Raw genomic sequence first — 24477 nt, 5'->3', positions numbered from 1 at the left:
GCGTCGCGGGCGGTCGGGCGCGGACCCTGCCCGGTGAATCCGGTATCCGAAAAGGCATCATTCCCCCCGGGCGCCCCTGATCAATTCGTCCGAGGCCCATTCCACAGGTACCACAGGGGGTGTCGGGCTGTAAACAAGCCGGCTCGGCGGACCCGGCGTCGGTGCGCGGCTTGACAAGTCACACCTCGCCGCTATGTTCGAAGCAGGTCAACGGGTTCTGCCGGTGATCTCGGCAGGGTCGCGACCGCCGTGACCGGTGTGGCGGGGGATCTTCCACCTCGGTCGAGGTGGATGTGCGCAATTCTTTCGACGGGTTCGTCCGGGTATTCGACGGGTTCGATCGCAGGATCGGGTGCCGGTTTCTTCCGGCTGGTGTAGTGGATCACGGGGGCTGTGCGTGTCATTCGGCGTGCGATTTTCACCCGGTCAGGAAGGTATTTACCTCGCGGACACCGCGGCGGCGGACCCGGTGGGCTACACCGTGTCCGCGGTGTACCGGGTGACCGGTTCCCGCGATGACGCGAGGCTCGCCGAGCGGGTCGAGGAGCTCGTCCGCCTGCACCCCTTGCTCGCCTCGCGCGTCGTCACCGGACGGGACGGGTTCCGCCTCGTCGCGTCGGACCGGCCGGTGGCGTTGGAGGTCCGGGACCGGCCCGGCGGGTGCCGGACTCCGCACGACGCCGTGGCCGGGCCGTACGACCTGGACCGCGGACCGCTGGTGCGGCTGGTGCTGCTGCGGTACTCGGCGCGGAGCGCGGACCTGGTCATCGGCGCGCACCACCTGGTGGTGGACGAGCCGTCCGTCGAACTCGTCGCGCGGTGGCTCCTGGTCGACGGCGTGCCACCCGAGCCCGGACGGTTCGGCGAGTGGTCCGCGAACCGGCACGAACGCGCCGCCCGCGACGCGGCGGGCCTCGCCGACCTGCGCGCGGAGCTGCGTGCCGCCACGACGGCCCTCGACCTGTCGTGGGGGATGCCCGCCCACGACGGCGTGGGAGCCGGGCGGGTCGAGTTCACGCTGGACCCGGTGACGTGGGGCGGCGTGCGGTCGGTCGCGGCGGCGGCGGGCGCGAGCTGGTACGCCACGTGCCTGGCCGCCGTGGGGCTGGTGCTCTCCCGGAACTGCGGCACCACCGCGCCGGTGGTCGGTGTGACCGTCAACGGCCGCTCACCCCGGTTCGCCGCGTCGATCGGCTACTTCGGCAACACCGTCCTGGTCCCGGTCGAAGCCGCGGGGGACCTCACGGTGGGCGGGCACCTGCGTCGGACGCACGATTCCGGTCTGCGCGCCTACCGGCGGTCGCACTTCCCGCTGCCACTCGTCCTCGGCGAGGACGGTGGCGCCGGCCCGCGGGTCGTCGTCGTGCCCAAGGCCGACCTGCCGACGCTGAGCGCCGGCCCGACCCGCTGCGAGCCGGTGCCCGCACCGGGCCCGGGAGCCGCGACGTTCCCCATGACCTGCTACGTCAAGGACCGCGCGGACGGCTCCATGCAGGGCGTCCTGGTCTTCCGCCAGGCGGTGTTCGGCCCGGCCGCCGTCGAGCGGTTCGCCGGGCAGGTTCGGACCGTGCTCACCGAGTTCGCCCGGGACCCCGACCGCCCGCTGGCCGGCGTGCCCACGCTGGGGGCCGCGGAACGGGACGCGGTGCTCGCCCTGGGGCGCGGCGCGCCGGTCGCCCCGGTGGTGGACACGGTCACCTCGCTGTTCGCCAGGCAGGCGGCCCGTTCCGGCGAGCGGGTCGCGGTGAGCGACGTGGACGGCGACGTGACCTACCGCGAGCTCGACGAACGGTCGACCCTCCTGGCCGGAGCACTGGCGGAGGCCGGCGTCGTCGGCGGGGACCGCGTGGGAGTGTGCCTGGAGCGCTCGTCGGGGCTGGTCGTCGCGCTGCTCGCCGTGCTGAAAGCCGGGGCGGCCTACGTGCCGCTCGAACCGTCGTACCCGGCCCGACGGCTGGCCTTCACAGCGGCCGACGCCGGGGTCCGGGTGGTGGTCACCGACCGCGCGACGGCGCCGAACGGGCTGCGCGCGGTGGACGTGGCGGCGGAAGCCGCCGGACGTCCGCCGGTCCCGGTGTCACCGGGGGACCCGGCCTACGTCATCCACACGTCGGGTTCGACCGGCGAGCCGAAGGGCGTGGTGGCCACCCACGGCAACGTGGTCAGCCTGGTCGGCGCGACGTCCGGCGAGTTCGGGCTCGGCGCGTCCGACGTGTGGAGCTGGTTCCACTCCTTCGCCTTCGACTTCTCGGTGTGGGAGGTCTGGGGTTGCCTGCTGACCGGCGGACGGCTGGTCGTCGTGCCGCGGTGGACCTCGCGGGACCCGGCCGAGTTCCACCGGACGCTCGTGCGCCACCGCGTCACCGTGCTCAGCCAGACGCCGTCCGCGCTGGCGGTGCTGTCGGGCTCGGCCGGGAGCGGGCTGTCCCGGCTCGCGGTCCGGCTGCTGGTCTGCGCCGGCGAACCCCTGGACACGACCTCGCTGCGGCCCTGGTTCGACCACCGGCCGGAACCCGGCCGCGTGGTCAACATGTACGGGATCACCGAGACGACGGTCCACTGCACCCTGCGGGACGTGACCGCGGCCGACACCACCCGGTCCGAGCGCTCGGTGGGCAGGCCGCTCGCGGGGTGGGAACTGCACGTGCGCGACACCGCCGGGCACCCGGTCCCGGTCGGCGTCGCCGGCGAGATCCACGTCGCCGGCTCGGGCGTGACCGCCGGCTACCTCAACCGGCCGGAGCTGACCGCCCTGCGGTTCCCCGGCGGCACCCGCTACCGCAGCGGCGACCTGGGGCGCTACCGGCCCGACGGTGAACTGGAGGTCCTCGGCCGGATCGACGACCAGGTGAAGATCCGCGGCCACCGCGTCGAGCCCGGCGAGGTCCGCGCCGTGCTGGCCGGGCACCCGCGCGTGCGGGCGGTGGCCGTCGTCGCCACCGGTTCCCCGCCCCGGCTCGACGCCTACGTGGTGCTCGACGGCGGGACGCCGACGGAGGAGCTCAGGGCGCACCTGGAACGCGGGCTCCCCGCCCACATGCTGCCGTCGACGATCACGTCGGTCGCCGAGTTCCCGTTGACCCCCAACGGGAAGCTGGACGTGGACGCGCTCGTGCCGGTGGCGGTGCCGGAGCCGGACGAGGAGCCGTTCACCGGCGTGGAGTCCACCGTGGCGCGGATCTGGCGGCAGGTGCTCGGCCTCGACGTGCGGCGGGGGGACAACTTCTTCCGGATCGGCGGCAACTCGCTGCTGGCGGTCCGGGTCCTGACCGCGCTGCACGACGCCGGGCACCCGAAGGTGACGCTGCGGGACGTGTTCCGGTACTCGACGCTGTCCGACCTGGTGAAGACGATCGAGGAGGTCGACTCGTGAGCCCGCGCACCGAACCCGCGTCGACCTGTGAGCGCAGGTTCTGGTTCGCCGAGCAGATCGGCGCCGGCACCCGGTCGGTGCTGCTGCACATCGAGATCGACGGCCTGGTCGACGAGGTCGCGCTCGCCGAGGCGCTGCGCGCGGTGCGCGCCCGGCACGAGGCGCTGCGCACCGGGTTCGCGCTGCGCGGCACGGCGTTGGTCCGCGAGGTGCACGCGGACCCGGGCGGCCCGGAGCTGGTGCTCCTGCCGCCGGACGTCGGACTCGCCGACGTGTCGCGGGTGTTGACCGCCGTCCCGCTCGACCTGGCCGGGGGTTCGTTGATCCGGGCCGGCGTGCGCGGCGGCGACCTGTTCGTCGTGGTGCACCACATCGTGTTCGACGGCCTGTCCGGTCAGGTGTTCACCAAGGACCTCGCCGCGGCCTACCGCCAAGCGCTCGACACCGGCCGCGCCGACCTGGGCGTGTCGGGCCGCCGTCCGGAGCCGGTGATCGCCGCGCCGCGCCGGGCCGTGCTGGAACGGCACTGGCGGGCCCGGCTGGACGGCGTGCCGGAGCTGCCCGACCTGGGTGCGTCGACGACCTTGCGCGAGTTGACCCGCGGAACCGTGGTCGAGCACGAGTGGAGCCGGCCGGCCGGGGAAGCCGGGCGGTTGCGCGCGTACGCCAGGGAAGCGGGGATCTCGGTGTTCACCCTGGCGCTGTGGGCGTTCGCGTCCGCGCTGGGCGAGGTCGGCGGCGCCGACGACTTCTGCGTGGGCACGGTGTTCGCCGACCGGCCGCCCGGTGCCGACCACGAGATCGGCTGCATGATCAACATGTTGCCGATCCGGATCGTCGGCGCCGGCCGCGACGGCGGGCTCGCCCGCGCCTGGGAGGCCGCGGTGGACGCCCTCACCCACAGCGAGCTGCCGATCGAGGACATCGTCGCGGCCTGCGCGCCGGGCAACCGCCGCAGGATGCCGCTCTACCAGGCCACGCTGCTCTACCAGAGCTGGCCGCGGGTGGACCACGACGCCGGTCCCGCCCGGCTGCGGTCACGACCGGTCAGCCCTCGCGGCGGCTACGCCGAGGTGCTGCTGGAGGTGCGGGACGACGAGCGCTGGCACGGCGTGTTCCAGGCGCCCGAACGGGCCGGCTGGGCGAGCCGGCTCGACGCGCTGTCCACCGCGTTCTCCGACCGGCTCGACGGACTGGGGCGGCCATGACGCGGACGAGGCTGATGTGCCTGCCGCACGCGGGCGCCGGCGCGGGGCTGTACCGGCCGTGGCGGGACTACGAGTCGGACGTCCTGCGCGTGGTGCCGGTCCAGCTGCCGGGCCGGGAGGAACTGTTCACCGAGCCGCACTCCGGCTCGATGGCGGAGGCCGCGCGCCGGTGCGCCGGGCAGGTGCTCGACCTGGCCGGCGGAGAGCCGTTCGCCTTGTACGGGCACAGTTTCGGCGCGTTGCTGGCGTTCGAGACCGCGCGGGAGCTGCTGGCCGCCGCGGGTCCGCTGCCGAGCCGGCTCGTCGTGGGCGGCGCGGCCGACCCGGCGTCCCGTCGGCCCGACCACCTGGCGGACCTGGACGACGACGGGCTGATCGCCTGGGTCCGGCGGGGAGCGGGAACCGGGGCGGACGCGTGGTCGGTGCCCCAGCTGCGGGAATTGCTGCTTCCCGCGCTCCGCGCGGATGTGGCGCTGTTCTCCGGGTATCGCGCGGATGTCGTCCGGGCGCTGCCCTTCCCGATCACCGCCCTGCGCGGGGTGGACGACGACGCGGTGCCCGCCGGGCTGTGCGCGCGGTGGGCCGACTGGACCACCTCGTCGTTCGAGCTGATCGAGCTGCCGGGTGGGCACCTCTACTTCACCGAGGACTGGCCCCGGCTGTGGCGGACCCTCGAATCAGTGGTGCGCCGACCAGAGGGGAGCGTGGGGCGGTGAACGCGGCAGACCAGCGGGAGTGCCGGGGAGCCCGGTTCTTCGACGCCGTGCGGGCGGTGCACGCGCGGCAGCGGGGACTACCGCCCCTGCGCGCCCGCGCGGACGACGGCGACCGGCCGTTGTCCTTCCCCGAGAACAGGCTGTGGCTGCTCGGCCGGCTCGACCAGGACTCCGGGGCCTACCACATGCCGGTCGTGCTGCGGCTGCGCGGGCAGCTCGACGTCACCGCGCTGGAAGCCGCGCTGAACACCCTGGTGCGGCGGCACGAGGCGCTGCGCACCGCGTACCCGGTGGTCGACGGCGAGCCCGTAGCCCGGGTGACACCGTTCCGGCCGGCACGGCTGCCGGTCGAGGATGCGGCCGAGGACGACCTGGCGCGGCGAGCGGCCGAGGTCGTCGCCCAACCGATGGACCTCGGTGAAGGGCCGCTGTTCCGCGTGCGGCTGCTGCGCGCGGGCCCCGACCTCCACGTGCTCGTCCTGTGCCTGCACCACATCGTCGGCGACGGCTGGTCGCTCGGCATCCTCGCCGGCGAACTCGCGGACGCCTACCGGGGCGGGCCCGAACCCGTTCCACCACCGATCCGGTACGGGGACTTCGCCCGCTGGCAACGGGAATGGCTGACCGGTGAACCCCTCGACCTCCTGGTGCGCCACTGGCGGGAACGGCTGGACGGCCTGCCGCCGGTCAGCGCGCCGCCCGCCGAGCTGGCCCGCCCCGCCCGGCGCGGCCACCGGGGTGGCCGGACGCGGTTCGCGCTCACCGGGGCGTCGGCGGCACGACTGGACGAATTCGTCCGGCTGGAGGACGTCTCGCCGTTCGTGTTCTTCATGACGGCGTTGTTCGCGCTGCTCCACCGGTACACGGGACAGGACGACCTGGCGATCGGCACGGTGGTGGCCAACCGCAACCGAGCCGAGTCGGAGAAGGTCGTCGGCTGCTTCATCAACACGCTGGTGCTGCGGGTGGACCTGTCCGGCGACCCCTCGTTCCGCGAACTGCTGGGCCGGGTCCACGAGAGCTACGTGGACGCGTTCGCCCACCAGGACCTGCCCTTCGACCAACTGGTGGCCCACCTGCGCCCGGACCGCGACCCGGCGCGCGACCCCGTGGCGCAGGTGGTGTTGACCTACCAGAACGCCAACCCGGTGCCGTGGCGGCTGCCCGGCCTCGACGTCAGCGCGTTGCGCGTCGAACGGGAGACGGCCCGGTTCGACCTGGCGCTGTCCGTGCGCGAGTCCGACGGCTACCGCTGCGCCTGGGAGTACAACCGGGACCTGTTCACCGAGGGCGGCGCCGCGATGTTCGCGGACAACCTGGGCAGCCTGGTCGGGGCGGCCCTGGACGCCCCGGACGAGCCGCTGTCGCGGCTGGCCCTCGCCGACGCGGCGGCACCGCCGCACGTCCGCGGCCGTTCGCTGGAGGTGCCGGCACGCCGCCTGCACGAACTGTTCGCCGAGCAGGCCGCCCGCACCCCGGACGCGCCCGCGCTCGTGCCGGCATCGGGCACCGCGCTGACCTACCGCGACGTCGAGGAGCGCGCCAACCGGCTGGCGAACCTGCTGCGGGAGGAGGGGATCGAGGCGGGGGCGCTCGTCGCGGTGCACCAGCGGAGGTCCGTGGCGTCGGTGATCAGCGTGCTGGCCGTGCTGAAGGCCGGCGGCGCGTACCTGCCACTGGACCCCGCCTACCCCACCGCGCACCTCGCGTGGCCGCTGGAGAACGCACCCGTCCGGCTCGTGCTGACCACGACCGACGACCGCGACCACCTGCCCGACACCGACCTGCCGACGATCGCAGTCGACATCGACCTCGGTGGGTGGTCCGCGACCGCACCGCCGGCGGCGGACGCGCCCGACGACCTCGCCTACGTGCTCTACACGTCGGGCTCCACAGGCCGCCCCAAGGGCGTGCGCGGTGTGCACTCCGCCATGGTCAACCGCCTGGCGTGGATGTGGGACGAACGGCCGTTCGAATCGGACGACGTGTGCGTCCACAAGACGGCGCTCGGGTTCGTCGACTCCCTGGCGGAGATGTTCGGCGGGCTGCTGCGCGGCGTCCCCACGGTGGTGCTGCCCGACGAGGTGGTGCGCGACGCCCCCACCCTGGTGCGGAGCCTCGACGCGCACCGCGTCACCCGGATGACCCTGGTCCCGTCACTGCTGCACGCGCTCCTGGAGGCGTTCCCCGACCTCGGCGACCGCCTGCCCCGGCTGCGCCACTGGATCAGCAGCGGCGAGGAACTCCCCGTGGACCTCGTCTCCCGCTTCCACCGCCAGGTCCCGGGCGCGACGCTGTGGAACCTGTACGGGTCCACCGAGGTCGCGGCGGACTGCACCTGGTTCGACACCGCGGAGCTGGGCGACGCGGCGACCGTGCCGCTGGGCAGGCCCATCGCGAACACCTCGGTGTACGTGCTGGATCCTTCGCTGCGGCCGGTTCCGGCCGGGCTGCCCGGCTCCGTCCACGTCGGGGGCGCCGCACCCGCGGACGGCTACCTCGACCCGGACGACCGCTTCCGGCCGGACCCGTTCGCCCCGGCGGGGTCGCGCCGCCTGCTGTACGACACCGGCGACCGGGGCCGCTACCGGCCCGACGGCACCCTCGAACTCCTCGGGCGGAACAGCGGGGTCGTGAAGGTCCGCGGATTCCGCGTCGGTCTGGCGGAGGTCGAGCGGGCCGTGCGGTCCCACCCGCAGGTCGCACGGGCGGCGGTCGTCCCGGTCGACTCGGCGGGCGGTGCCCGGCTGGTGTGCGCCGCGGTACCCGAGCCGGGGACGGAACCGACACCCGAACTGCTGCTGGACTTCCTGCGGCTGTCACTGCCCGCCCACCAGGTCCCGTCGACGATCCGCGTCGTCGCCGACCTGCCGCTGACGCCGAGCGGCAAGGTGGACCGGAGGGCACTGGCCCAGGAGGAGGCCGATCCGTCGCCTGTGCCCGCCGCACCGCCGGTCACCCCCGCGCAACGGGAGGTCGCGGCCATCTGGAGCGAACTGCTCGGTCTCGGCCACATCGGGCTGTCCGACGACTTCTTCGCGTTGGGCGGGCACTCCCTGCTCGCCATGCGCGTGCTGGGGCGGGTGCGGGATTCGCTCGGCGTCGAGATCCCGTTCCAGCGATTCTTCGAGCTCCGCACCGTCCGCGCGCTGGCCGCAGCAGTGGAGCACGCGCCGCGGGACGTCACCGACACCGACGACGAGGAGACACCGTGAGTCCAGGTATCGAGCAGGCCACGACGAACGAGGAGCCGGCCGTGCTCCAGCAGTTGGAGGACTTCTTCGTCAACGCCCCCCTGGGGCTGCAGATCACCGACAGCGACGGCACGGTGCGGTCCGCCAACATCGCGATGCTGCAGATCGTGGGCGCGCTGGACCGGCGGGAGGAGTTCGTCGGCCGGAACTTCGCCGACTTCTTCGCCGACCCCGACCTGGCCGGGTCGCTGCGGGACCGGGTCGCCGGCGGTGCCCGGCTGAACAACGTCGAAGCGGCCCTGCGCACCGCGGACGGCTCGACGTGCGACGTGCTGATCGACGTGTCCGGGCGGTTCGTCGCCGGCGAGTGGGTGGCGACCCGGTGGTTCGTGCGCCGGCGGCTGATCTCGCAGCTGCCCAGCGTGAACCCGCACCTGGAGGTGCACGGCGCGCCGGGGACCAACGAGGACGCCTTCGTCTGGGGCGCCCAGCTGGTCAACCACGACGCGGACGACGTGCTCGCCGGTCTCGGCCAGGAGGAGAAGCAGGCCCGGCTGGAGGAGCTGGAGGACTTCTTCGAGGGCGCGCCCGCCGGGGTGCACTTCGTCGGGTTCAACGGCCTCATCCTCCGGGCCAACCGGATGGAACTGGAACTGCTGGGCTACCAGGACCACCGCGACGAGTACGTCGGCCACCACGTCCGCAAGATCCACTCGAACAAGGCGATCGTCGAGGACCTGCTGCGCAGGCTGGTCGAGGGCGAACCGGTGATCAACTTCCGGGCACGGCTGCTGCGCAAGGACGGCGAGTCGGAGCCGGTGATCATCTACTCCGGTCTGCGGCTCAAGGACGGCCGGTTCGAGAACACCCGCTGCTTCCTGTTCTCCGACCACGACCCGGACGCCGAGCTCACCGTTCCGAGCGGTTTCGGCTGGCCACGCAACGACTGAGCGGGAAGCGAGCACCACATGGACGACAACGGCACACCCACCACACCCACCACACCCGGCACACCCGGCACACCCGGCACGTCGAGCACGTCGAGCACCCAGGAGACCTGGGGCGTGGCGATCCGCTACATCGTCGGCCGCAAGTCCGCCGAGGAGGCGCTCGGCTTCCTCGCGCACTGCGGAGCGGCGCTGTCCGGCACCGTCGACCTCGACGTCTCGCTGCGGGACGTGGCGCGGGCGGGCGTGGCGTTCCTCGCCGACGTCAGCCGCATCTCCCTGGTGGAGGGGGGAGTACCCGCCGAGACGGTCACCGAGCACGTCGCCGGCCTCGATCCCGCCGTGGTGGCACGCCAACTGGCGTTCCTCGACGACGGCGCGGCGGGGAGAGGTGACCGGACACCCGACGTGCTGGCCGGGGGCCACCCGGTCGTCTACGCCGAGTCCGGCGGCAGCGCCACGGAGGAGTCGCGGAGCGACGCGGCGGAACTCGGCGTGCTCTCGGCACTGCTGATCCCGCTCTCGGTGCGCGGTCGGCTGGTCGGGACGCTGACGCTGGTGCGCGCCGGAATCCGGAAGAAGGCCGGGTTCGGCGCGTCCGACGTGGCGCTCGCGGGCGAACTCGGGCGGCAGGTCGCCATGGCGGTGGAGGTAGCCCGGCTGCACCGGGCGCTGGCCGAGCGATGACCGTCCAGCACACCGTCGACTTCGGGCGGGCCGGGTTCCTGCGCGACCCGTGGCCCGTGTACGCGCACCTGCGCGCCACCGAGCCGGTGCACTTCTCCGAGCCCAGCGGCTGCTACGTGGTGACCGCGCACGCCGACGTGCGCGACGGGTTGGCCCGGGCCGATCTCGCGGCGGACTTCGTGCTGCGCGCCAGCCGGCTCATGTTCGGCCGGAACATGCTCGACACCGACGGTGAGGCGCACCGGACGCTGCGGCGGCTGGTCAACCCGTTCTTCGGCGCGTCGGCGGTGGCGATCCACCTCCGGGACGTGATCAGGCCGGTGGTGGGCTCCGTGGTGGACGACCTGCCGGACGACGGCGAGGTCGACTTCGTCTCGCGGGTCGCCGTCGCCGTGCCGTACGGGGTGGTGTGCCGGCTGATGGGCGTCCCGCCGGACGACGCACCGTGGCTCTACGAGCAGATGCGCCCGATCGTGCGGGTGCTCGACTACCCGAAGGGCGAGCTCGAACCGGCGCACAAGGCCAAGCAGGTCGTGGAGGAGTACTTCCGCACCCTGCTGGCCGACCGCGACCGGCTGCCCGAAGGCTCCATCATCGACCGGCTGCGCCACGCCGGCACCACCCGCTCGGCGGGGATCGGCGAGCCGGAACTGCTGGGCACCATCATGCTGATGCTGGTCGCGGGCACCGAGACCAGTGTCTCGGCGATCTCGAACATCATGCACTGCCTGCTGAGCTTCCCCGACGTGCTGGCCGAGGTGTGGCGCGACCAGGACGCCATCGCACCCGCCGTCCAGGAGAGCCTGCGCTGGGAGCCGCCGCTGCACTCCGTGCTGCGGTTCGCGGCGAAGGACCTGGAGATCGGCGGGACCCGGATCGGCAGGCGCAGCCCCGTGCTGCTCTCGATCGCCAGTGCCAACCGGGACGAACGGGTGTTCACCGAGCCTGAGCGGTTCCGGTTCGGGCGCACCGAGCGGGGCGCGTTGACGTTCGGGGTCGGCCAGCACGCGTGTCCGGGCATGTTCCTGGCCGAGCGGGAGTTCCACACGCTGCTCGGCGTACTGCGGGAACGGTTCGCCGAGCCGGAGGCGGTCGGCGGTTCGCCGCCCGGCGTCACCGGCCACATCTTCCGCCGGGCGGGACACATCCCGGTGCGGCTGCGTCGCCGGTGACGCGGCACTCCCCGTCGGTGGACCACTTCGCTGAGGAGACGACGATGAACGACGGCCTGCTCGACGAGTTGCGCAAGTGGGTGCTGGACAAGCACCCGGAGCTGGAGGACATCGACATCGACCTGGACATCATCGACAGCAGGATCGTCAGCTCGCTGGAGTTCATCTCCCTCCTGCTGTTCGTGGAGGAGTTGAGGGGCGAGCCGCTGCTGTCCGACGACGTGCAGCTGGAGTCCTTCCGGACCCTCCGCATGATCAACGACCACTTCCTGGTGCGGTGACCGTGCGGACACGCCGGGAGGGTCCGCTGCCGGGAGCGGCCGGTGGGTTGGCGACCATCGGTCCGGACATGCTGCGGCTGGTCGCGCTGCTGGACGCCTGCTTCCTCGACTGGGCTCGGGAATCCGGGGCCGACGAGGTGTCGTACCCGCCGTTGCTGCGGGTCGCCGACCTCAAGCGGATCGACTACTTCGACAACTTCCCCCAGCTGGGGATGATGGTCACGGGGCTGCGTGCCGACCAGCTCGCGGACATGTCGGCGCACACCGCGGACCGGGACACCGTGCGCGCCGACATGCTGGTGGACAGCGGGTACGTCCTGCCCTCGGCGGCCTGTTACAACGTCTACTTCTCCTTGGGCGGGACGTCCGTGGACGAGCGGACGACGGTCACCACCCGAGCCCGGTGCTTCCGGCAGGAGAAGGAGTACGTCGGCCTGGACCGGCTGCTCAGCTTCTCGATGCGGGAGATCGTCCGGATCGGCGGCGCCGACAGCGTGGGCGAGTTCGTGGAACAGGCGCGGCAGCGGCTCGTCGCGTTCGCGAAGGCGCTCGGCCTGAACGCGACGCTGCGCGACGCCACCGATCCCTTCTTCGACCCCGACGGGCCGCGGGCGAAGATGCAGCGGCTGATCCCGGTCAAGCAGGAACTCGTCAGCGAACGCGGGGTGGCGATCGCATCGGTCAACTTCCACCGCAACTTCTTCTCCGAGAGGTGCGACATCACCCTGCCGGACAACGGGTTCGCGTACTCGGCGTGCCTCGGGATGGGGCTGGAGCGGTGGGTCTCGGCGTTGACCGACCGCCACGCCGGGGACGTGCGGTCGGCGGTGCGGGAACTGGAACGCCACCGGGCCGGGCAGGTCGGCTGACCCGCCCGGCCCGTGCGGCTCACTCCTGCGCGGGTTCGGTCGGCCGGGGGTCGGGGTCGTGCTCGGTGTTGACGGCCTTGCGCAGGTCGGGCAGCAGCCAGGCGCACACGACGACGCCGACGATGCACAGCAGCCCACCGGAGAGCGCGGCCAACGCCGGTGACGCCAGGCTGGCGATCGCGCCTGCCCTGGCGTCACCGAGTCGCGGCGCGGCGTTCGTCTGGGCCAACCACAGCCCGCTGACCCGTCCGCGCAGCTCGTCGGGGACCGAGCGCTGCACCAGCGTGCTGCGGCACATCTCCGACACGACGTCGGCCGCCCCGGCCACGGCGAGCGCGACCAACGCGATCGGGAACGACGTGACGAGACCGAAAACAGCGATGGCGGCACCCCAGGCCGCGACCGAGTACAGGGTCAGGTGCCCCAGCCGGTGCACCCGGCCGACCCAACCACTGCCCAACGCCGCCAGCAACGCGCCGGCCGCCGGTGCGGCGTACAACAGGCCGACGCTCTCCGGCCCGGCGTCGAACACGGCCGTGCCGAACGCCGGGAACAACGCCCGGGGCATCCCGAACACCATGGCGTTGAGGTCGATCAGCATGACCCCGCGCAGGATCGGCTGGTCCTTGGTGAACCTGAGACCACGTACCAGGGACCGGCCGATACCCGGCAGCCCCACGTCGCCGTGCGCGTCGGAACGCTCGGGCGGCGCGGGCTTCGTCATCACCAGCAGCACGGCGAACACCGCGAAACTCACCATGTCCGCCAGGTACACCCAGGGCAGCCCGGCCGAGCCGATCAGCACACCGCCGATCGCGGGCCCGATGAACACACCGGCCTGGATGACGATCGCGTTGAGCGCCGCCGCGGAGGGCAACAGCCTCGGCCCGACGGCCCGCGCGCTGAGAGCCGTGTAGGCCGGGGCGGTCAGCCCACCGAGCAACGCCCGCACGGCCACCAACAGGAACACCCCGACCAGCGGAGTGGTGGCCCCCAACGCCACGACCGCCAACCCGCCGGAGACCAACACCGACACGCACTGGAGGACCAGCAACAGCCGCCGCCGGTCCATCCGGTCGGCCACCACCCCGCCCAACAGCATGCCGAGCACCTGCGGCGCCAGCTCCACCACGCTGAGCAGACCGACCATCCACGACGACCCGGTGAGCACGTAGACCTGGTACGCGACGGCGACCGTGGCCATCTGGCTGCCCAGGACCGAGATCAGGTAGCCGGTGAAGACGAGCCGGTAGTCCCGCCGCTCCCGGAGCGGGCTCACGTCCACCACGAACCGGCTCAGGAATCCCGAGGTCAACACATCCCCCTGTCGCTAAGTGAAGTGAAGCATGGCCGATCCTCTCGGGTTCCGTCGAATCCGTCAAATCACGTCCGGGGTGTCCATGCGTTATTAAGTCATGCCTGTCGCCGACAAATGCGGATCGGCTTCAATCGGAGTATTCGCAATGGGTTCCGCGCGGTCGCGGAACCTGATTGCGGAAATGTTCGCGCAGAAGGAGCGGTCGTCCTGGTGTCGATTCCCTCGCGGCGGCGGGCACCGGTCAGGGTCGTGACCATGCGGTAGGACTTCCGCGGAGCCGATCGCCGGCGGGTGGGAGCCGTCGCCGGGGCGGTGGTGGGCCGGGACACCACGCCGACCGGGTCCGCGTGCCGGCTTCGACCGGAGTCGCCGACCGCGGGGTCGGGTAGCCGTGAAGCCTTGCCGTGCCGGGCATGGCTGCTCGGTCGGTACCTCGGACAGGGCTCGCGTCGGTGAGCCGCCGATCCCGCGGCGCGGGTCACGTGATGCCGTCGTCGTCGGAGGGGCCACGGGCAGCCCGGTCAGGACGGTGCCGACGAACTCCGTCGCCCCGCGCCGTGGCTCCTGAAGCCCGATCGCGCGACCGGCGGAACGCCGACCACCCTGCCTCGGTGAGGGCTCAGGACAGCAGGGACGAAATCCACCTCGCACCGTGTGCCGGTCTGCCCGCTTGTCCGGCACCGCACACCCCGGGGACGGGCCCAGCGGGGGCGGAGTCGTCGACCGGCCACTCCACGTCGCCGGTCAGGGGGTGCGGTCCGGGATCGGCCGGTGGTCGCCGTGTCGACGACCCGCCCTTGCGGGAAGTGTGGCGCGAGAAGGGCGCCCGCGTTCTCCGGTCGACCTCCGGCGCCATTGCGGAGCGTGTCGTCGCGGGAAGCGCGCAGTCCGCCGGGACAGGGGAGCGGACCGGGTGCGCATGATCGTCGACCGGTCGCCACCCGACGGACCGGTGCCGCGCGGCCCGTCCCGACCGCCTGCCGGCGGGACAAGCGTGGAATTCTATTCATGCCCGGTCCGCCGCCATGATGATCGGGCATGTTCCGCGAATTCGGCTCGGTCGGAGGCGAGGGCCACTTGACGCCATCGGGTGTCCTGTCCGATCGCGGTGCACCCCTCCGACCTGCGGCGGACGCTGTCGAAAGGTTCGTCCCGCCTCGTCGAAATCGTCGAACAACGAGGTTTCGCCAGAACGCGGCAGCGCCTCGGTCGTGACGTATGTCACCTTCTCGACGTCGATTCGGCCGCAGCGGTGAAAAGTCGGTCGAAGTCCGCCGATCACATCATCCCCTTCGGGTGGAATAGTGTCGCCATTGCTTTCCTCCATCTGAGTGAAGAGTCCGCGGGCATCAATGACGTCGCCTCACGTGCTCTGGTACGACATAATCGTTCAACCGTGGCTGACCACGGGCAACACGTGGTCCCCCTTGCGGGAGCCGGCACCCCCGGCGACACGACAGGTTTACGACCCCGGTGTCGGAAATGTTTCGCGATGTCTCAGGCAGGCGTGCCGCCACGCCCTCACACGGGTCACGAGGGGGGAAATGAACACGGCAAACAACACGGACGCGCCGAGGTCCGTCGTCGCCGGGCTCGTCGACGGGTTCATCCTGGTGTACCGCGACCACGACGACTGCGTCTCGTTCCGGGTGGTCCTCGGTCCGCCCGGCGCCCCGCCGGAGGAGTGCGACCACATCGAGTTGGTGCTGGGCGACGAGGCCGTCCGGGACCTCGGCGCCGCGCTGGAGGTGAGCCGCGTCGACGGCACGCCCATCTCCTGCTCGGTCGGCGTGCACCGCCGCGCCGGACCGCGGGCCGGCTGATCGCTGCGGCGTGTGAGCACGTCACGCGGATACGAGCGAGGTGGGCGCGGTGCCGGAAGGCGCGGCGGGCCACTTCGCGACCACGGCAGTGCCCGTCACCGCCCCCGGTGGCGCCGGGTCGGCAACCGACCGCGGCGGAGGACCGGTGGGCGCTCGTAGCTTCGAGGTGGGAAAAGGTGGAAGTGCGCAACGCCAACCACGACCCGGGGAGCACCGGGGACGGCAAGCCCCCCTCCGGCCCGCGTCAGGGGCGACCGCCCCGCGGGGCGCAGGTGGACATCCTCCCGATCGCCGTGATCCGGGACGCCGACTCGCCAAGGGTCGCGGGGGAGGACCCGGAGCACGTGAAGCTGTTGGCCGGACTGGACGTCGAACTGCCCCCCATCGTCGTGCACCACACCACCATGCGGGTGGTCGACGGGATGCACCGGTTGGCCGCGGCGAAGCTGCGCGGTCGGAAGACGATCGAGGTCACCTTCTTCCGCGGCGACGCGGACGAGGCGTTCGTCGAGGCCGTGCGGTCGAATGTCTCGCACGGCCTGCCGCTGTCGCTGGCCGACCGCAGGGCCGCGGCGACCCGCATCCTGCGGCTCCACGCGCAGTGGTCGGACCGCATGATCGCCGGCATGGTCGGCCTCTCGCCGAAGACGGTCGGCGCGATCCGGCGCTCGTCTGAGGAACTTCCTCACTTGACGGCCCGGATCGGGCGGGACGGCAGGGTGCGCGGACCACGGCTCCCCCGGGCGCGGCCCGAGGCGCGTCCCGGCGAGGACGACGGCGCGGGTAGGGCCGCCCCGGCCACCGCGCTCGTCCCCGAGGCGAGGTCCCGCTCGACCGACGTCGACCGCCACAGCCGCGACGTCGAGCAGCTCAAGCGCACGTACCGGCTCCTGTGCCAGGACCCCTCGCTCCGGATGACGGAGAGCGGGCGCCTCCTGCTCCGGCTGCTGCACCTGCACCTCGTCGGCATCCGGGAGTGGGAGCAGCTGCTGGAGACCGTTCCGCCGCACCGGGTGGAGTCGGTGGCCCACCTGGCCGGCGAGTGCGCCAGGACGTGGCTCGACTTCGCCGACCGGATCGCGAGGCAGAGCGCCGGGGTGTCCTGAGGCGGCCCGGCCGACGGTCCCGGTGAGGGGCGGCTCACCGGGACCGTCCCGCGACGTTTCCGTCGGACCGTCCCTTCGTTGACACGTCCAATTGTCCGCACCTAGGCTCCGGAAAAGCAGGCCGCAGCGGCCGAAAAATGATTCGGAAAGCACATCTCCTCCCACCTTCGGAGACCACCTTGTTGTGGCGATTCGTCGAGGATTGCGCGCCCGTGCCCAATGGTTCCGGTATACGCCTGGCCACCATCGAATCCGATTTCGATGATGTCGACACGGTGTGGCGCGAGGTATACGGTCGTGAGCACGGTTGGCTTCCTGCTGATGCCCCGGCATTGCACAAGGACCGTTACCACCCCAATTCCGCATACCTGATCGCCGCTGCGGACGGCCACCCGGTCGGCACGATGCGGCTCGTGGTGGACACCCCGGAAGGGCTGCCGATCGAGCAGTTCACCGGCATCGACGCGCTGCGCGTCGGCGACCGGCGGCTGGTCGAGTGCCAGCGGCTCATGGTCATGGGGGAGTACCGCAACCGGCGCGCGCCGGGCATGCCCTACGGCGTGTTCGCGGCCCTGGTCAAGGGTTGCCTGCACTGGTGCCTGCGCCACGGGTACTCGCACATCGTCGCGGACCTGTTCCTCAACACCTCCACCACGCCCATGGCGCCGCTGCTGGCGCTGGGCTTCACCGAGACCGGCATCGAGTTCGTCGACAGCGAGCTCGACGAGCCGGATCGCAGCGTGGCCCTGCTCCTGGAGCTCGGCGAGCTGTTCTCGCGGCCGTTCCGCAGCACCAACCCCTTCTACCGCTACCTGATCGAGCCCGACACCAACATCGCCGTCTACAGCTGATCGACCGGCGGACACCGGCCGATCCGGACGTGAAGGAGAACCGCACCCGTGGAACCTGACCTCTACGACGTCGTGGTGATCGGAGGAGGGCCCGGCGGATCGATGTCGGGCACCCTGCTCAGCGATTTCGGCAAGCGCGTGCTGATCCTCGAAGCGGAGAAGTTCCCCCGCTACCACATCGGCGAGTCGCTGCTGTCCGGAACGGCCGAGCTGATGAACCGGATCGGGGTGCTCGACCGGGTCGAGGGCGACGGTTACATCAAGAAGCACGGGGTCGAGTGGGTGTGGGGTGAGAACCGGGAGCCCTGGACCGTCTACTTCAAGGACGCCCTGGCCATGCCGTACGACTACGGCTACCAGGTCGAGCGGGGCGAGTTCGACAAGCTGCTGCTGGACAACGCCCGCGAGCACGGCGCCGAGGTGCGGGAGGAGCACAGGGTCACCGACTTCGCCCTCGGCGCGGACGGCGTCTCGACGGTGACCTTCCAGGACGCCGCAGGGGTGAGCACCGCGGTACGCACCCGGTGGATCGTCGACTCCTCCGGCCAGGGCGGGCTGGTCACCAAGCGGCTGCACCAGCAGAACTGGGACCCGTACCTCAAGAACCTCGCCGTGTGGTCGTACTGGACCGGCGCCGAGCGCCCGCCGGGCCTGGACGCGGGCAACACCTTCCTGCCGACGTTCGGCGACGGGTGGTGGTGGTTCATCCCGCTGCGCGACGACCGCACCAGCATCGGGATGGTCGTGGACAGCAGGGTCGTGCAGGAGAACCGCGGCCTCGGCATGGAGGCGTACTACGCGGAGTGCCTGGCCCGCACGCCCGAACTGGCGAAGCGGCTGGAGGGCGCGCAGCGCGCCGACAAGATCCACGTGGCCAGGGACTGGTCGTACGCCTACGACCGGTTCAGCGGCGACGGCTACATCGCCGTCGGCGACGCCGCGTGCTTCATCGACCCGCTGTTCTCCACGGGCGTGCACCTGGCCATGCTCAGCGGGTTCCTCGCGGCGGTCACCGTGAACACCGTGCTCGACCGGCCGGAGATGGACCGGGCAGAGGTGCTGGGCTTCTACGAGTCGGCTTACCGCAAGGAGTTCGCGCGCCTGCGCGCCCAGGTCTACTTCCTCTACAGCGGGCACGGCGACGACAAGGACTCCTACTTCTGGCACGCCCGCAGCCAGTTCGACGTCCCGGACGCCGAACCGGAGCAGGCGTTCATCTCGCTGATCGCCGGCGCCTTCCAGCACCGGTCCTGGTACAGCCGCTACCTGCGGCAGCTCGACGTGCCGGCGGAGCTGCGCGACACGATCGAGCAGATCTTCGACGGCAAGTCCACCGGCGTGGGGGTCGACCCGCACCAGTCGCTCGTCGCCTCGCCGGACGTGACCTACGTCGACGACCTGGCCGTCGACGGCGTCCACCTGCGGCCGGCCCGGTCCCTGGTGACCCCGACCGGGGCGACGCTGCCGGTGACCGAGGCCCTCGACCGGCTCCTGTCCCTGGCCGGGGGCGGGCACACGAGCGTCGAGCTGGTCGACGAACTCGTCCGCGACGGGTCCCACGACCGCGAGGCCGCGCAGAGCCTGGTCCACGAGGCGGTCAGCCACCGGCTGCTGGTGCCCGCCGACCGGTCGGCGTGAGGGAGGACGCGACATGGCCATGGTCGACCTGCTGGACGGGGACGACGTCCCCCCGGCCGTCGGGGAGCTGTTCGAGTCCGTGCGGCGCGAGTACGGGTTCGTGCCCAACATCCTGCGGGCGATGGCGCACTGCCCCGACCTGCTCGCCGTGTTCGTGCCGTTCTGGGCCCAGGTCTACCGGTCCCCGACGATCGGCGCGCGGCTGCGGGCGCTCGCCGCGCTGGGCACGGCGAAGGCGCAGGACTGCACCTACTGCGTGGCCCACATGACGGCGTCCGCGCGCCGGGCCGGCGTCCCCGAGGCGCAGATCTCGGCCGTCGGGGACCTGGCGAGCATCCGCACGGCCTTCGACGAGCGCGAGGCGCTGATCCTCAGGACCGCGGACGTGCTCACCCGCGACCCCGACGGCGTCACCGACGAACTGCGCGCGGAGCTGAAGGCCGCGTTCGGCGACGACGAGATCGTCAACATCGTCCTCGCCATCGGGGTCTACAACCTCACGAGCCGGTTCCTGAAAGCACTGTCCATCGATGTCGAGAGCGTCTTCGACGCCGCGGCACCGCAGCCCACCACCACGTGAAGGAGGGTGGCATGACCGGCACGACCGTCGAGCGCGACCCGTCGATGACGCTCAAGGACGAGATCCTGGAGAAGTACGGCCGCAACGCCTGGGACCTCATCCTCACCGTCTACGTCAACTTCTACTACTCCGAACTGGACATCATCGACCTGTGCGCGCGCTGGCTGCCGCGCCGCCGCGGACTGCGCGAGAAGAACTACCTGATCAGGCACGCGGCCGACGAGGTGGTCCACGCCCGGCTGTTCCGCGAGGGCGTCGAGAAGCTCGGCCAGCCCTGGCACGAGTTCGACCACGAGCCCTACCGCATCGACGACATCGGCGACCGGTTCGCCAAGCTGTTCTACAGCGACGACGAGGTCGAGGTCCTCATCGGGCTCAACCTCTACGCCGAGGGCGTGCTGGCGATGGAGGAGCTGTACCAGCTCGCGCGCAGCCGGACGCCGTACTTCCACCAGTTCGACCGCATCGAGCGGGAGGAACGGCGGCACGTCGCCTTCGGCATCACGGTCGCCAACCAGGTGCTCGACGACAACGCCGAGGCCCGCAAGCGGGCCGTCGAGCACTGCAAGTGGTACCGGGACCACATGGAGGGCTACCTCGGCGGCCAGCTCAAGGAGTCGATCGCCTGGGCGATGGAGGCGGGGTTCGTCTCCGACGACTACCTCGACCGGACGCGCGCGCGGTTCGACGACGTGATGTCCAGGATCGGGATCAAGGAGGACGTGGCATGACCACCCCCTACGAGCGGGCGCTCGCGGAGACGGACGGGACGCTCCGGAAGGACGTCGTCGAGCACCCCTTCATCGACACGATCCTGCGCGGCGACCTCACCGAGGACGTGTACGCGGCCTACCTGCGGGAGACCTTCCACCTGGTCACCCAGACGCCGTACTTCCTGTCGGCGGCGGCGTCCCGCAGCGCCGAGGGCTGGTTGCAGGACTTCTTCCTCAACCTCGCCATCGAGGAGCGCCACCACGACCGGCTGTGCGTCCAGGACCTGCGCCGGCTCGGCTACGACACCGACACCTACCTGGCGGGACTGCCCGGCCTGGGCACCTGGACGATGGTCGGGCAGAACCACTGGGCGGTCTCGATGAAGGACCCGGCCGCGCTGCTGGGCTTCGCCGCGGCGACCGAGGGGCTCGGCGCCATGCTCGGCCCCAGGGTGTCCGCGGCCATGGTGACCTACCCGTTCGCCGAGCGGGCCCTGACCTTCCTGAAGGTGCACGCCGAGGAGGACCAGGAGCACGTCGAGATGGTGCGCAAGGCGTTCAACCGGGCGGCCACCACCGACCAGCGCTACGAGCTGATGGTCACCACCTGGACCTACACCCTGCGCGCCTACGGGCAGCTGTTCAGCGACGCGATGAGCGAAGCGAAGGTCAGCGCATGAGCACGGCGACCACGGCGCCGCAGGTCTGCCCGCTGCCCGCGGTGCTGGACGCGATGGCGGGCAACGAGACCTCGTCGCTGGTCTTCCGCCGCGGCGGCGGCGAACCCGACCGGGTCAGCCACGCCCGGTGCCGGGCCGACGCGGCCGCGTTGGCCGCGGCGCTGCGCGAGCGGGGGGTCGGTCCCGGCGCCAAGGTCGCCGTGCACGGTTCGACCGGGTACGAGTGGGTGCTCGCCGACCTGGCCTGCGTGCTGGTCGGGGCGCTGTCGGTCGCGCTGTACCCCAGCGCGCCCGTGCCGAGGGCGGTGGCGGTGGCCGGGGAGAGCGGCTGCCGCACCGTCCTCACCGACAACGCCGACGCCGTCGCCGCGTTCCGCGCGGCGGGGTTCGACGTGCTGTTCCTCGGCCACACCGCGCCCGACGGCGTCGAGTCGGTGGCCGAGCTGGTGTCGCGGGCCGGCCCCGCGGCGCGCGACGGGGCGGCGCGGCCGCGCACGGGGCCGTTCACCGTGGTCTCCACCAGCGGGACGCTCTCGGAGCCCAAGCTGTTCACCGTGGCGGCGGACCCCCTGCTGCGCACGATGGACCGGTTCGCCGAGATCTACGGCTTCGGGCGCGGCGACCGGCTGCTGCTGTACCTGCCGCTGTCCCACCTGCCCCAGCGCATGATGCTCTACTGGGGACTGCGGGCCGGCCTGGACTTCGTGCTGTCCGACCCGGCGCACATGGCGGCCGACGGCGCCGCGCACGCGCCCACCCTGCACGTGACCGTCCCGCGCGTGCTGGAGCACGTCCGGTGGCGGGTCTCGAAGGTGCTCAAGGGCCGGCAGGCGGAGCCGGGGGCGACCGCGGCGGCCTACCGGTCGATCTTCGGGCCGGCGATCCGGTCGATCTTCGTCGGCAGCGCGCCGACCGACCCGGCGTTGATGGCCGAGCTGCTCGCGGCCGACCTTCCGGTCTTCGAGGTCTACGGGACCACCGAGCTGGGCATGATCGGCCTCAACACCCCCGGGGCCCGCCGACCAGGCACCGTGGGCAGGCCCATCCCGTGGGGCGAGGTGCGGCTCGACCCCGGCACCAGGGAGGTACTGGTCCGCACGCCGACGCCGTTCCTGCACGGCCGCCTCGTCGACGGTCGCGTGGAGCCGAAGCGGTGGGACCCCGACCGGTTCGAGCCCACCGCCGACGTCGGCGAGTTCGACGCCGACGGGTTCCTGCGGGTGCTCGGGCGGCTGCGCGACTTCATCGTGCTGCCCAGCGGCGAGAAGGTCTTCGTCACCCCCATCGAGACCGCGGTGGCCCGAGCGGCCGGGGCGGGGCTGTGCCAGGTCGCGCCCGGCGCCGACGGCCGGCTGGGCGCGCTGCTGTTCTTCGAGCCGGGCGAGGTGCCCGCCGACCACGACGTCGCCGCCGCCCTGCGCCGCGTCAACAGCGGCCTGCACCCCTGGGAGCGGGTGCGGTCCTACGCGGTCGTCGACCGCATGCCCACCGTCGAGGAGGGCTGCCTCACCGAGACGGGCAAGCCGCGCCGGCACGTGATCGACCGGGTCCACGGCGCACCGGCCGCCCACCGGCGCCTCGACGCGCAGGCGGAACGGGCGAACTGACCGGACGAACCGCGCACCCGGGCTCGCCGGGTCGGGAACGGAGTGGAGATCGTGGAACGGATCGACGTGACCGGCGGCGCCATCGGCTACCGGCGCGGCGGGAGCGGCCCGCCGCTGGTGCTCCTGTCCACGCTGGCGGGCGGCTGGCTGCGCCAGGTACCCGTGCTCAGCCGGCACTTCGACGTCCTCACCTACGACATGCGCGGCTTCGGCGACTCGCCGTCGGACACCGGCCACCCGACGAACGCGCAGCACGCCGACGACCTCGCGGTCCTGCTCGACCGCCTCGGCGTCGACCGGGCCGCGGTGGTCGGCATGTCGCACGGCGGGCTCGTCGCCCAGCACTTCGCGGCCAAGCACGCGGACCGGCTGACCGGCCTCGGGCTGGTGGCCACCTTCGCGGCGCCGCACGGCCCGACGCTCCTGCTGCTGCGCATGCTCAACGGCTTCCTGGAGCGCGGCGACCTCGCCGGGTTCTGGGAGGTGCTCAAGAGCATGCTCTTCTCCGCCGCGGGCGCACCGGAACTCGCCCGCCGCGAGGCGGCCCTGCGGCGGGCCATGTTCGACCAGTACGACGTGGCCGCGCTCGGCAGCATCTACGCGCAGGCGCTGGAGCACGACAGCCGGGCCTGGTTGGGCGAGGTGGGCTGCCCGACCCTGGTCGTCGGCGGCGCCGAGGACATCCTCTTCCCGCCGGTGCTGACCGAGGAGCTGGGGCGGCTCGTGCCGGGCGCGCGGGTCGAGCTGCTGCCCGCCGCGCACGTCCCGCCCGTCGAGGCGCCGCGCCTGTTCAACGACCTGGTGGTCGACGTGTTCGGAGCGGCCCGGTGATCGGGGCGCGGGCGCTCGGCGAGGGCCGCGTGGTCGGGCTCGGCGACGCGGACGTGCACGTCTACGAGGTCGGACCGGCCGACGGTCCGCCGGTCGTGCTGCTGCACGGGTTCCTGACCTCGGCGACGACCTGGCGCGACGTCCACCCGGTCCTGGCCGAGCGGCACCGGGTGGTCCTGGTGGACCTGCCCGGTTGCGGCCGGTCGCCCGCGCCCCGCGCCCGCGGGTGGACGGCGGCGCGCGCGGCGGACCTGCTGGTCGAGTTGTTCGACGCCCTCGGGCTGGACGCCCCGGTGGTCGTGGGGAGCCAGATGGGCGGTTCGCTGGCGGCGTGGCTGGCCGCCCGCCACCCCCACCGGGTCTCCCGGCTCGTCGTGCTGGCGGCGGGGGCGCTGGGGGAGGGGGCCGCGAACCTGGGCCTGTACCGCGCGCTCGCCCGGCCGGTGCTGGGCCCGGCCCTGGCCCGGCTGTTCCCCTACCGGGTCTTCGCCGCGAAGTGGGCCGCCGCGCACGGCCCCGACCACCGGCCCGACCCGGCCGCCGTCCGGGCCTACCACCGGCAGTTCCGCGCCCGCGGCGCGGAGATGGCGCGGTTCGCCCTGGGCGTCCGGTTGAGCTACGGCGAGTCGTTCGACGCGCTCGCCGGGCCGCTGGAGGGGCTCGACGTGCCCACGTTGCTGCTCTTCGGGGCAGCCGACCGGCTCGTGCCGCCGTCGACCGGCCACCGGTTCGCCGAGCTGGTCCCCGGCTCCCGGCTGGTGCTGCTGCCCGGGTGCGGCGACTTCCCCCAGGAGGAGGCCGCCGCCGCGGTCGCCGCGTCCGTGACCGGCTTCCTCGCCGAGGCCGCGTGACGACCGCGCACCGCTCCGCCGCCACCCGGCCG

General features: G+C 72.5%; 20 protein-coding genes. 19 read left to right on the top strand and 1 reads right to left on the bottom strand.

The features are described 5' to 3' along the window. Positions 1-409 precede the first annotated feature (409 nt). The 9 genes from CKY47_RS05845 to CKY47_RS05805 are packed head-to-tail and all read left to right on the top strand — an operon-like array spanning position 410 to position 12447. A complete protein-coding gene (locus CKY47_RS05845) occupies positions 410-3373 on the top strand; it encodes a non-ribosomal peptide synthetase (protein ID WP_306744606.1) in 2964 nt (987 codons plus the stop codon). Then, positions 3370-4581, top strand: a complete 1212-nt coding sequence (locus CKY47_RS05840) for a condensation domain-containing protein (RefSeq protein WP_306744605.1) — start codon at positions 3370-3372, stop codon at positions 4579-4581. The genes CKY47_RS05845 and CKY47_RS05840 overlap by 4 nt, the downstream gene beginning before the upstream one ends. Beyond that, positions 4578-5297: a thioesterase II family protein gene (locus tag CKY47_RS05835; protein ID WP_306744604.1), complete on the top strand. Its 720-nt coding sequence runs from the start codon at positions 4578-4580 to the stop codon at positions 5295-5297. Before CKY47_RS05840 ends, CKY47_RS05835 begins: the two co-directional genes overlap by 4 nt. Further along, complete coding sequence (locus CKY47_RS05830) at positions 5294-8512, top strand: non-ribosomal peptide synthetase (protein WP_306744603.1); 3219 nt, start codon at positions 5294-5296, stop codon at positions 8510-8512. Before CKY47_RS05835 ends, CKY47_RS05830 begins: the two co-directional genes overlap by 4 nt. After that, positions 8509-9441, top strand: coding sequence for a PAS domain-containing protein (locus tag CKY47_RS05825; RefSeq protein WP_306744602.1), 933 nt, complete (start codon positions 8509-8511; stop codon positions 9439-9441). The genes CKY47_RS05830 and CKY47_RS05825 overlap by 4 nt, the downstream gene beginning before the upstream one ends. Before the next feature lie 18 nt (positions 9442-9459). Then, positions 9460-10125 carry a GAF domain-containing protein gene (locus CKY47_RS05820; protein WP_306744601.1) on the top strand — a complete coding sequence of 222 codons (666 nt, stop codon included), beginning with the start codon at positions 9460-9462 and terminating at the stop codon, positions 10123-10125. Continuing rightward, a complete protein-coding gene (locus CKY47_RS05815; RefSeq protein ID WP_306744600.1) occupies positions 10122-11297 on the top strand; it encodes a cytochrome P450 in 1176 nt (391 codons plus the stop codon). Before CKY47_RS05820 ends, CKY47_RS05815 begins: the two co-directional genes overlap by 4 nt. A 17-nt stretch (positions 11298-11314) precedes the next feature. Continuing rightward, positions 11315-11578, top strand: a complete 264-nt coding sequence (locus CKY47_RS05810) for a hypothetical protein (RefSeq protein ID WP_306744599.1) — start codon at positions 11315-11317, stop codon at positions 11576-11578. Further along, positions 11575-12447: a class-II aminoacyl-tRNA synthetase family protein gene (locus tag CKY47_RS05805; protein WP_306744598.1), complete on the top strand. Its 873-nt coding sequence runs from the start codon at positions 11575-11577 to the stop codon at positions 12445-12447. Before CKY47_RS05810 ends, CKY47_RS05805 begins: the two co-directional genes overlap by 4 nt. A gap of 19 nt (positions 12448-12466) precedes the next feature. Here CKY47_RS05805 and CKY47_RS05800 read toward each other — a convergent pair whose 3' ends face one another. Then, positions 12467-13762, bottom strand: coding sequence for an MFS transporter (locus CKY47_RS05800; RefSeq protein WP_306744597.1), 1296 nt, complete (start codon positions 13760-13762; stop codon positions 12467-12469). 1547 nt (positions 13763-15309) lie between these two features. On the opposite strand from CKY47_RS05800, the gene CKY47_RS05795 reads away from it, so the two are divergent. The 10 genes from CKY47_RS05795 (at position 15310) to CKY47_RS05750 (ending at position 24445) form a co-directional block, all read left to right on the top strand. Next, positions 15310-15588, top strand: coding sequence for a hypothetical protein (locus tag CKY47_RS05795; protein WP_306744596.1), 279 nt, complete (start codon positions 15310-15312; stop codon positions 15586-15588). 176 nt (positions 15589-15764) lie between these two features. Next, positions 15765-16694: a ParB/RepB/Spo0J family partition protein gene (locus CKY47_RS05790; RefSeq protein WP_306744595.1), complete on the top strand. Its 930-nt coding sequence runs from the start codon at positions 15765-15767 to the stop codon at positions 16692-16694. Positions 16695-16906: 212 nt separating this feature from the next. Further along, positions 16907-17545 (top strand): GNAT family N-acetyltransferase, encoded by a 639-nt coding sequence (locus CKY47_RS05785; protein WP_306744594.1) that lies wholly within the window; start codon positions 16907-16909, stop codon positions 17543-17545. A gap of 48 nt (positions 17546-17593) precedes the next feature. Further along, positions 17594-19183 carry a tryptophan 7-halogenase gene (locus tag CKY47_RS05780; protein ID WP_306744593.1) on the top strand — a complete coding sequence of 530 codons (1590 nt, stop codon included), beginning with the start codon at positions 17594-17596 and terminating at the stop codon, positions 19181-19183. A gap of 13 nt (positions 19184-19196) precedes the next feature. Beyond that, the gene (locus CKY47_RS05775) at positions 19197-19763 is read left to right on the top strand and encodes a carboxymuconolactone decarboxylase family protein (RefSeq protein WP_306744592.1); all 567 of its coding nucleotides are present in this window, start codon (positions 19197-19199) and stop codon (positions 19761-19763) included. Positions 19764-19774: 11 nt separating this feature from the next. Beyond that, positions 19775-20494, top strand: coding sequence for a hypothetical protein (locus tag CKY47_RS05770; protein WP_306744591.1), 720 nt, complete (start codon positions 19775-19777; stop codon positions 20492-20494). Beyond that, a complete protein-coding gene (locus CKY47_RS05765) occupies positions 20491-21156 on the top strand; it encodes an iron-containing redox enzyme family protein (RefSeq protein WP_306744590.1) in 666 nt (221 codons plus the stop codon). Before CKY47_RS05770 ends, CKY47_RS05765 begins: the two co-directional genes overlap by 4 nt. Then, entirely contained in the window at positions 21153-22763 is a 1611-nt protein-coding gene (locus CKY47_RS05760; protein ID WP_306744589.1) for an AMP-binding protein, read from the top strand. Before CKY47_RS05765 ends, CKY47_RS05760 begins: the two co-directional genes overlap by 4 nt. Before the next feature lie 51 nt (positions 22764-22814). Beyond that, positions 22815-23594, top strand: a complete 780-nt coding sequence (locus CKY47_RS05755; protein WP_306744588.1) for an alpha/beta fold hydrolase — start codon at positions 22815-22817, stop codon at positions 23592-23594. Further along, positions 23591-24445, top strand: coding sequence for an alpha/beta fold hydrolase (locus CKY47_RS05750; protein WP_306744587.1), 855 nt, complete (start codon positions 23591-23593; stop codon positions 24443-24445). Before CKY47_RS05755 ends, CKY47_RS05750 begins: the two co-directional genes overlap by 4 nt. Positions 24446-24477: the final 32 nt, after the last annotated feature.

Source organism: Saccharothrix longispora (assembly GCF_030852425.1).
Classification (GTDB): Bacteria; Actinomycetota; Actinomycetes; order Mycobacteriales; family Pseudonocardiaceae; genus Actinosynnema; species Actinosynnema longispora.
The sequence above is the reverse complement of the archived record's forward strand: the minus strand, read 5'-3'. Positions and strand labels throughout refer to the sequence as shown.

Coding starts and splice junctions, on each gene's coding strand:
- CKY47_RS05820 (WP_306744601.1), top strand. CDS start 9,460: ATGGACGACAACGGCACACCCACCACACCCACCACACCCGGCACACCC.
- CKY47_RS05760 (WP_306744589.1), top strand. CDS start 21,153: ATGAGCACGGCGACCACGGCGCCGCAGGTCTGCCCGCTGCCCGCGGTG.
- CKY47_RS05770 (WP_306744591.1), top strand. CDS start 19,775: ATGACCGGCACGACCGTCGAGCGCGACCCGTCGATGACGCTCAAGGAC.
- CKY47_RS05815 (WP_306744600.1), top strand. CDS start 10,122: ATGACCGTCCAGCACACCGTCGACTTCGGGCGGGCCGGGTTCCTGCGC.
- CKY47_RS05835 (WP_306744604.1), top strand. CDS start 4,578: ATGACGCGGACGAGGCTGATGTGCCTGCCGCACGCGGGCGCCGGCGCG.
- CKY47_RS05765 (WP_306744590.1), top strand. CDS start 20,491: ATGACCACCCCCTACGAGCGGGCGCTCGCGGAGACGGACGGGACGCTC.
- CKY47_RS05775 (WP_306744592.1), top strand. CDS start 19,197: ATGGCCATGGTCGACCTGCTGGACGGGGACGACGTCCCCCCGGCCGTC.
- CKY47_RS05795 (WP_306744596.1), top strand. CDS start 15,310: ATGAACACGGCAAACAACACGGACGCGCCGAGGTCCGTCGTCGCCGGG.